This window comes from Streptomyces synnematoformans, from assembly GCF_039531005.1.
GTDB lineage: Bacteria > Actinomycetota > Actinomycetes > Streptomycetales > Streptomycetaceae > Streptomyces > Streptomyces synnematoformans.
Genome location: NZ_BAAAPF010000349.1, coordinates 1 through 7,212, shown reverse-complemented (window position 1 = coordinate 7,212; position 7,212 = coordinate 1). Strand labels below are relative to the sequence as shown.

Sequence of the window (7,212 nt, the reverse complement as noted above, 5' to 3'; positions counted from 1 at the left end):
CCCCGGCGGCCGGGGGCGGGCCCGAGGCCGGGCCGGCGGGCGCGCACGGCCAGGGCGGCGCGCATCCGGTCCTCGTCGATGCGCAGGTCCGGTGCGCGCAGCGGCACGTACTCGACGGTCGCGCCGCGCGCCCGCGCGTACTCCCGCAGGCCGTTGACGGAGTTGTGGTTGTCGAGCGGCATGACGAGCCTGCTGCGGCGCCCGAGCGGGTACGCCTCGCCGACCAGGCGCAGCGCGCCGGTGGCGTTGGGCGTGAAGATCACGGCGTACTCGGCGGGGTCGGCGTTGAAGTGCCGCAGCACCGCCCCGCGGGCCTCGTCGAGCAGGTCCCCGGAGGCGCGGGAGGCGGGGCTGTCGGAGTGCGGGTTGCCGAACAGCCCGCCGGTGACGCGCCGCGCGCTCGCCGCGACGAGGGAGCGGGGCGGGAGTCCGGCGCCGGTGTGGTCGAGGTAGGTGTGCCCGCCCTCGTCGAGATAGCCGAACTCGCGTGCCCGCAGCTCCGCGAAGAGGTCGGGGGCGTCCGCCGCTTCCTCGCGTACATCTTCGTCGCGCACGTGCCCGGTGGTGTCTGCCCTGCCCATGGGACCCCTCCGCATGAAAACTGCCAAAGGTAGCCATACCAGGATGACACCGGGCGCGCCCGCTGACCCCCGTCAACGCGGCCGGGCCCGGTTCTTCTCCGCCGCCGGCGGGTCGCCCGCTCCCCCGCCCCGGCGGGGACGCGGTGCGGCACCGCGGTCGCGGACGGGAACGTCGGCCGCTTCAGCCGGGCGTACCGCGGGTAGACGCCGGAGCGTTCGACGAACGCCCGCACGGCGCACTCGGCGGTGCGGTCGCGCCGGCGCACACGACGGAGCCGCCCGTGCACGCCGGGCCGCGTGACCCGCCCCATAGGATGGCGATCATGGATCCAGCAGACTTCTACACCGGAATCGTCGCGGAGCTGTACGGACCGCTCAAGTCCGTCACCCAGGACCCCGAGCCGTACGCCGCCTTCGTCGAGGAGGCCGGCTCGCCCGCGCTGGAGCTGGGCTGCGGGGACGGGGAGCCGCTGCTCGAACTGCGTCGCCGGGGGCTGGACGTGGACGGCGTCGACTCCTCCGCGGACATGCTGGACCGGCTGCGCCGCCGGGCCGGCGCGGAGGACCTGCACGTCGTCGTGTTCCATCAGCGCATGGAGGCCCTGGACCTGCCCCGCCGGTACGCGGCGGTCTACCTCGCCGGACCGACGTTCAACCTGCTGCCCGACGACGCCACCGCGCTGGCCGCGCTGCGCGCCATCCGCGCCCACCTCGCCGAGGGCGGCACCGTGCTGGTCCCGCTGCACCTGCCAGGACCCACCCCGTCGCACGAGGTCGGCCGCGCCCGCACCGCCACCGGCCCCGACGGCGCCGAGCTGCGGGTCCGCGTCGTCGCCGAGAACCGCGACGAGCACACCCGCACCCAGACGACGCTGCTGCGCTACGAGCGCTACCACCCCTCGGGCAGCAGCATCACCGAACGCCCGTGGGTGCTGCACTGGTACACCCGCGACGGCTTCGAGACCCTGGCCGCCGTCGCCGGCCTGGCCGTCACCGGCGTCACCGACCCCGGGGGCGCGCCCACGGACGCCGACGCGGACCACGTCCACGTACGGCTGCGGACCGCGGACTGACCCGCCCGGCGGGACCGCGCACCGCCGCGGGAGCCGCGGGCCGGGAACCCGGTCCGGGCAGCGTACCCACCGGTCGACCAAACAGGCGTATCGTGACAAGAGAGGATGCATCCGACTCTTCTTGGAGAGGAGGCAGCAACCATGTCGAACACGCAACACACCACTGGGATGACCTCACACCCTGATGTGCAGGAGATGAGGGAGCGATTCGATCGCACGGCGGCCGGAGGTGGTGTGGTTGCCCTCGAAGGACTGATCCTGCTCGCCGGCCTGTACGCCGCGATTTCACCCTGGGTCGTGCACTTCACGGGGAACTCCAACCTGGCCGTCAACAACCTCATCGTCGGTATCACCATCGGCCTGCTCGGGCTCGGGCTGACCCTGGCCCCGGAGCGGACGTCCGGGCTGGCCTGGCTGGCCGTGCCGCTCGGCCTCTGGCTCGTGATCTCCCCCTGGGTGGTCACCACCGCGAACACCGCATCCAACGGCGTCATCTGGAGCAACTGCTTCGCCGGCGGCGTCACGGCCGTGCTGGGACTGCTCGCCATGGGTATGACCGTGCGCTTCGGCCGCCGAAAGGAAGAAAAGTAAGGCCGCGGGCGCGCACACCGCTGCACCGTCCGGTGCCGGGTCCGCCGGGTACGCCCCGGGGCGGCCCGGCGCCGGGGGCGGTGTGCTCAGGGCGCGCGGCGGCCTGAGCCGTCCGCCGCCATGAGCGCGTGCAGCCCGTTGCGCAGTATCGCGCTGTCGACGTCCTTGAACAGCGCCCGCTGCACGATGAACCCCTGCGTGAGCGCCATGAGCGTACGCACCACGTCGTCGGTGGGGACGTCGGCGCGCAGGTGGCCCGCCTCCTGGTACGCCCGCACCACCTCGCCCCACATGCCCCGCATCCGGTCGTAACCGGCGTGCAGCGTGGCGGCCAGCTGCTTGTTGCGCAGGGTCTCGCTCCACACCTGCACGATCAGCTCGGCGAACGCGCTCGGCCGGTCCACGCCCGCGCGGCGGGCCTGCTCTTCGAGCGCGCGGCTCAGCACGCCGCCGATCACCTCGCCGAGGGGGCGAAGCGGCGCCTCCCGGGTGGCGGACTCGAAGGCGTCGCGCATCCACTCGAACGCCTCGTCCGCGACGGCCGTGATCAGCTCGTCCTTGCCGCGGAAGTAGCGGTAGACGGCGCCGGCGGACAGCCCGGTCTCCTGGAAGACGTCCTGCATCGAGGTGGCGTGGAACCCGTTGCGGGTGAAGCAGCGCCGCGCGCCGTCGAGGATCTGCCGGCGGCGGGCGTCAAGGTGGGCCTGGGATACGCGAGCCATGGCGGGACTGTAAAACGAACGTTCTTTCTTGACAACCCGCGACGGCCGCGCGCAGAGTGAGGATCGTAAAACGAACGATCCTTCTCTTTAAGGAGGCTGACGATGTCCTCCGCCCGCAGTGTGCTCGCGGTCGTCGTCCTGGTCCCGGCGCTGATCGCCCTCGCCCTCTGGGCCTTCGTCTGGCCCAGCGCCCGGCTCGCGCCGCGCGACCTGCCCCTGGGCGTCGCCGGCCCGGCCCAGGCCACCGCGCCGCTGAAGGCGCAGCTGGCCGAGCGCGGCGACGCCTTCGAGGTGCACACGTACCCGGACGCGGCCGCGGCCCGCAGCGCCATCGAGGAGCGCGAGGTGTACGGCGCCGTCGTCGCCACCCCGGACGGGCCGCGGCTGCTGGTCGCCTCGGCCGCCGGCCCCAACGTGGCGCAGTTGCTCACCCGGACCGTCGGGGAGCAGGCGGCCGGGCCGGAGCAGTCCCCGGGGACCGTGCCCACCGAGGACGTGGTCCCGCTGCCCGCCGCGGACCCCCGCGGCTCCGCCTTGAACTCCAGCGTCCTGCCGCTGGCGCTTGCCGGACTCGCCGTCGGCGGCGCGGCCACGCTGCTGGGCCTGCGGAGCTGGCGGGCGGTGGGCGCCGTGACCGGCGCGGCCGCGGCCATCGGCGTCGTCGCCGCCGCGGTCGCGGACAGCTGGCTCGGCGCCCTGACCGGCAACTGGTGGGCGGAGGCCGGCGCGCTCGGGCTGACGGTACTGGCCGGTGCCGCGGGGGTCGCGGGCCTCGCCGCGGTGTTCGGCCGGGTCGGGATGGGCGTGGGCAGCCTGCTGGTGATGCTGCTCGGCAACCCGTTCTCCGGCGTCACCTCGGCCCCCGAGATGCTGCCGGAGCCGGTGGGCGCGCTCGGCCAGTTGCTGCCGCCGGGCGCCGGTGGCTCGCTGGTCCGCTCCGTCGCCTACTTCGGCGGCAGCGGCGCCGCGGCCCCGCTGGCGGTCCTTATCGGCTGGTCGCTGGTCGGCCTGGCCCTGCTGGTGCTGGGCCCGCTGCTCTCCCGCCACCGCCCGCCGGCCCCGGCGCCCACGGCCGGCCCGCGCGAGTCCGTCGCGGCCTGAGAAGCCGTCCGCGGGACCGGCAGGTCAGCCGGCGGGACCGGCGAGCGCCTGGGTGCCGAGCACGGCCAGCAGAGCGAGGCGTTCCGCGTCGTCGGTGCCGGGTTCCGCCGTGTAGACCATGATCCGCAGGTCGCTGCCCGCCACGGTGAGGACCTCGCAGTCCAGCGTCACCGGGCCCGCGTCCGGGTGGTCGATGGTCTTGCGCGCGGACTCGTGGCGGCCGACGGCGCCGGCGTCCCACAGCTCCGCGAACCGGTCGCTGTGCGCGCACAGTTCCGCGATCAGCCGTCCCAGCCGGCGGTCGGCCGGGTAGCGGCCGGCCACGGCGCGCAGGTCGGCGACCAGCGCGGCCTCGAAGTCGCGGAGGGACCGCGGCGTGTGCCGAGCCCGGGTGCCGGGGCCGAGGAAGTGGCGCCACACGGCGTTGCGCTCGTGGCCGCGCCAGCCGGACGGGTCCCCCATCAGGGCCGCGTACGGCGCGTTGGCCACGAGGAGGGTCCAGGACGCGTCGTAGACCGCCACGGGGGTCTGGCCCAGCCTGTCGAGCAGGCGCTGGACGCCGGGGGTGACGTGCGCCGGCACCAGGTGCGGGCCCGGCGGCGCGAGCCCGGCCAGCCGGAACAGGTGGGTGCGCTCGTCCCCCGCCAGCCGCAGCGCCCTGGCCAGCGCCTCGACGACCTGGGCCGAGGGGTGGGCCGCGCGGCCCTGTTCGAGCCGGGTGACGTAGTCGACGGAGATTCCGGCGAGCCCGGCCAGTTCCTCCCGGCGCAGCCCGGCCGTGCGCCGCGCCGCGCCGGCGGACAGCCCCGCCGCCTCGGGCGGCAGCCGGTCGCGCCAGCGGCGCACCGCCCGTCCGAACTCCGTGGTCGCCATGGGTGCCAGTGTGCACCGCTCCGCCGCGGCCCGCCTGGTACCGCCGGTCCCAGGAAGAGCGGACTCCTGGCTGACCGCACGGCCCGGGGGCACGGTGGGGACATGACCACCACACTGATCACCGGAGCGAACAAGGGTCTCGGCCACGAGACCGCCCGCCGCCTCGTCGCCGCGGGCCACACCGTCTACGTCGGCAGCCGGGACCCCGGCCGCGGCCGCCGCGCCGCCGAGCGGCTGGGCGCGCGAGCCGTGCAGCTCGACGTCACGGACGACGCCTCCGTCGCGGCCGCCGCGGCGGCCGTCGAGGCCGACGGCGGGCTGGACGTGCTGGTCAACAACGCCGGCATCGAAGAAAGGGACGAGGACAACGGCGTGATCGGCGCCGCGGACGTCACCGCCGAGATCATGCGGCAGGTGTTCGAGACCAACGTCTTCGGCACGGTGCGGGTCACCCGCGCCTTCCTGCCGCTGCTGCAGCGGTCGGCCGCCCCGGTCGTGGTCAACCTGAGCAGCGGTCTGGCCTCCCTCACCCGGGCCACCACCGCCGGTACCCCGGTCCACGCCTACCCCGGCGTCGCGTACCCGGCGTCGAAGGCCGCGATCAACATGCTCACCGTGCAGTACGCGAAGGCGTTCCCGCAGCTGCGGATCAACGCGGTGGAGCCCGGTTTCACCAGGACGGACCTCAACGGGAACACCGGCGTCCAGACCGTCGAAGAGGGCGCCGAGGTCATCGTCCGCATGGCGCAGACGGGCCCCGACGGCCCCACCGGGGGGTACGTCGACGCGGAGGGGCCGCTGCCCTGGTGAGCCCCCGGGCCACCGAGCCCCCTGAGCCCGTGAGCCCTGAGCCCTTGAGAACCCCGTAGTGCCCCGGCCGTTGCGGACGGCCGGACCCGAGGAGCCCGCGCGGCCCCGCCCGACAGGCGGGCCGTGCGGGCTCGTTGACGTGTACGCGATGTGATCATACGCTCCACGCGTCGGCCCGGACCGCCCCCGCGACGTGTGCTTTTCCGGGGGCGCCCCGGCCGCCGGCCCCCCACAACTCCGTTCCGCCACCCCGGGAGTTGCTTGTGAAAAGACGCCACGCGGCCGCCTGGGCCGCCTCCGCACTCGCCGCCACCCTCGCGGCGACCGGCGCGCTCGCCGGCCCCGCCACCGCGGCGCCCGACGCCCCGACCGCGCCCCAGGCCCGTATCGCCACCGCCACCGGCCCCGTCACGCACGAGGAGAACGAGCGCGTCCCCGAGGGCGCGGAGTGGACCCAGCACTACTTCCCCTCCGCCGACGACTCCGGCACCGAGCTGCACGCCGACGTGCTGCTGCCCGAGGGGCTGGTGAAGGGCGCGAAGGTGCCCGTCATCCTGTCCGTCGGGCCGTACTTCGCCCACGCCGGCGCGACCGGCGACGAGGGCTGGTCGTACGCCGGGCCCTCCACGCGCTTCCTGGACTTCACCGAGGGCGCCGACGTCTTCGCCAACGGCTACGCCTTCGTCATGGTCGACCTGCGCGGCTTCGGCGGCTCGACGGGCTGCCTGGACTGGGCCGGGCCCGGCGAACAGGCCGACGTGGCGGCCGCGATCGACTGGGCCGCGAGCCGGCCGTGGTCGACGGGCGCGGTGGGCATGTACGGCAAGTCGTACGACGCCGTGACCGGGCTGATCGGCAACAACCTGGACCAGCGGGCCCTGAAGGCCGTCGTGTCGCAGGAGCCGGTCTGGGACATGTACCAGTACATCTACTCCAACGGCGTGCCCCGCCCCAACGTCACCGGCACCGCCAACGCGTACAACTCCATCGCCACCCTCCCCCCGATGGCCGACGACGACCCCCGCTACCGGGCCAACGCCCGCTGGGAGGAGACCCATCCGGAGTGCCTGACGGAGAACGCCGCCGGCTACCGGATCGCCGACCAGCGCAGCAAGCACTGGAAGGAGCGCGACCTGGCGCGGCTCGCGAAGGGCAGCGACACCCCCCTCTTCGTCACGCAGGGCTTCATCGAGCCCAACACGAAGCCGGAGGAGATGGAGGAGTACCTGCGCAACCACCGCGGCCCCGAGCGCGGCTGGCTCGGCCAGTGGGACCACGTCCGCGGCGGCGACCGGGTGCCGGACGGCCGGCTGGCGATGGGGCGTGAGGGCTGGTACGAGGAGACCCTCGCGTTCTTCGACGAGTATCTGAAGGGCGAGAAGCCGGCCGTCCGCTACCCGAAGTACGCCATGGAGGACAACAGCGGCGACTGGCGCGCGCAGCGCACCTGGCCCGTCGTCG

8 protein-coding genes are annotated in these 7,212 nt (G+C 74.6%); 5 read left to right on the top strand and 3 right to left on the bottom strand.

The annotated features are described in order from the left end of the window. A partial coding sequence (locus ABD317_RS31530) for an aminotransferase class V-fold PLP-dependent enzyme (RefSeq protein ID WP_344294411.1) occupies positions 1-581 on the bottom strand: 581 nt, incomplete at its 3' end. A gap of 323 nt (positions 582-904) precedes the next feature. Here ABD317_RS31530 and ABD317_RS31525 point away from each other — a divergent pair. Both ABD317_RS31525 and ABD317_RS31520 read left to right on the top strand, forming a co-directional pair. Next, on the top strand, positions 905-1,654 hold the full coding sequence (locus tag ABD317_RS31525; RefSeq protein WP_344294409.1) for a class I SAM-dependent methyltransferase: 750 nt from the start codon (positions 905-907) through the stop codon (positions 1,652-1,654). A gap of 141 nt (positions 1,655-1,795) precedes the next feature. Further along, positions 1,796-2,245 carry an SPW repeat protein gene (locus ABD317_RS31520; RefSeq protein ID WP_344294407.1) on the top strand — a complete coding sequence of 150 codons (450 nt, stop codon included), beginning with the start codon at positions 1,796-1,798 and terminating at the stop codon, positions 2,243-2,245. Between the two features lie 86 nt (positions 2,246-2,331). On the opposite strand, the gene ABD317_RS31515 is transcribed toward ABD317_RS31520, so the two are convergent. Beyond that, on the bottom strand, positions 2,332-2,967 hold the full coding sequence (locus tag ABD317_RS31515; RefSeq protein ID WP_344294405.1) for a TetR/AcrR family transcriptional regulator: 636 nt from the start codon (positions 2,965-2,967) through the stop codon (positions 2,332-2,334). A 102-nt stretch (positions 2,968-3,069) separates the two neighbouring features. On the opposite strand from ABD317_RS31515, the gene ABD317_RS31510 reads away from it, so the two are divergent. Continuing rightward, entirely contained in the window at positions 3,070-4,068 is a 999-nt protein-coding gene (locus tag ABD317_RS31510; RefSeq protein ID WP_344294403.1) for an ABC transporter permease, read from the top strand. Positions 4,069-4,092: 24 nt separating this feature from the next. Here ABD317_RS31510 and ABD317_RS31505 read toward each other — a convergent pair whose 3' ends face one another. Beyond that, complete coding sequence (locus ABD317_RS31505; RefSeq protein ID WP_344294401.1) at positions 4,093-4,941, bottom strand: helix-turn-helix transcriptional regulator; 849 nt, start codon at positions 4,939-4,941, stop codon at positions 4,093-4,095. Between the two features lie 102 nt (positions 4,942-5,043). On the opposite strand from ABD317_RS31505, the gene ABD317_RS31500 reads away from it, so the two are divergent. Together ABD317_RS31500 and ABD317_RS31495 are read left to right on the top strand one after the other, a co-directional pair. Further along, positions 5,044-5,751: an SDR family NAD(P)-dependent oxidoreductase gene (locus tag ABD317_RS31500; RefSeq protein WP_344294399.1), complete on the top strand. Its 708-nt coding sequence runs from the start codon at positions 5,044-5,046 to the stop codon at positions 5,749-5,751. 263 nt (positions 5,752-6,014) lie between these two features. Beyond that, positions 6,015-7,212, top strand: a 1,198-nt coding sequence (locus ABD317_RS31495) for a CocE/NonD family hydrolase (protein WP_344294397.1), incomplete at its 3' end; no start/stop codon positions are given.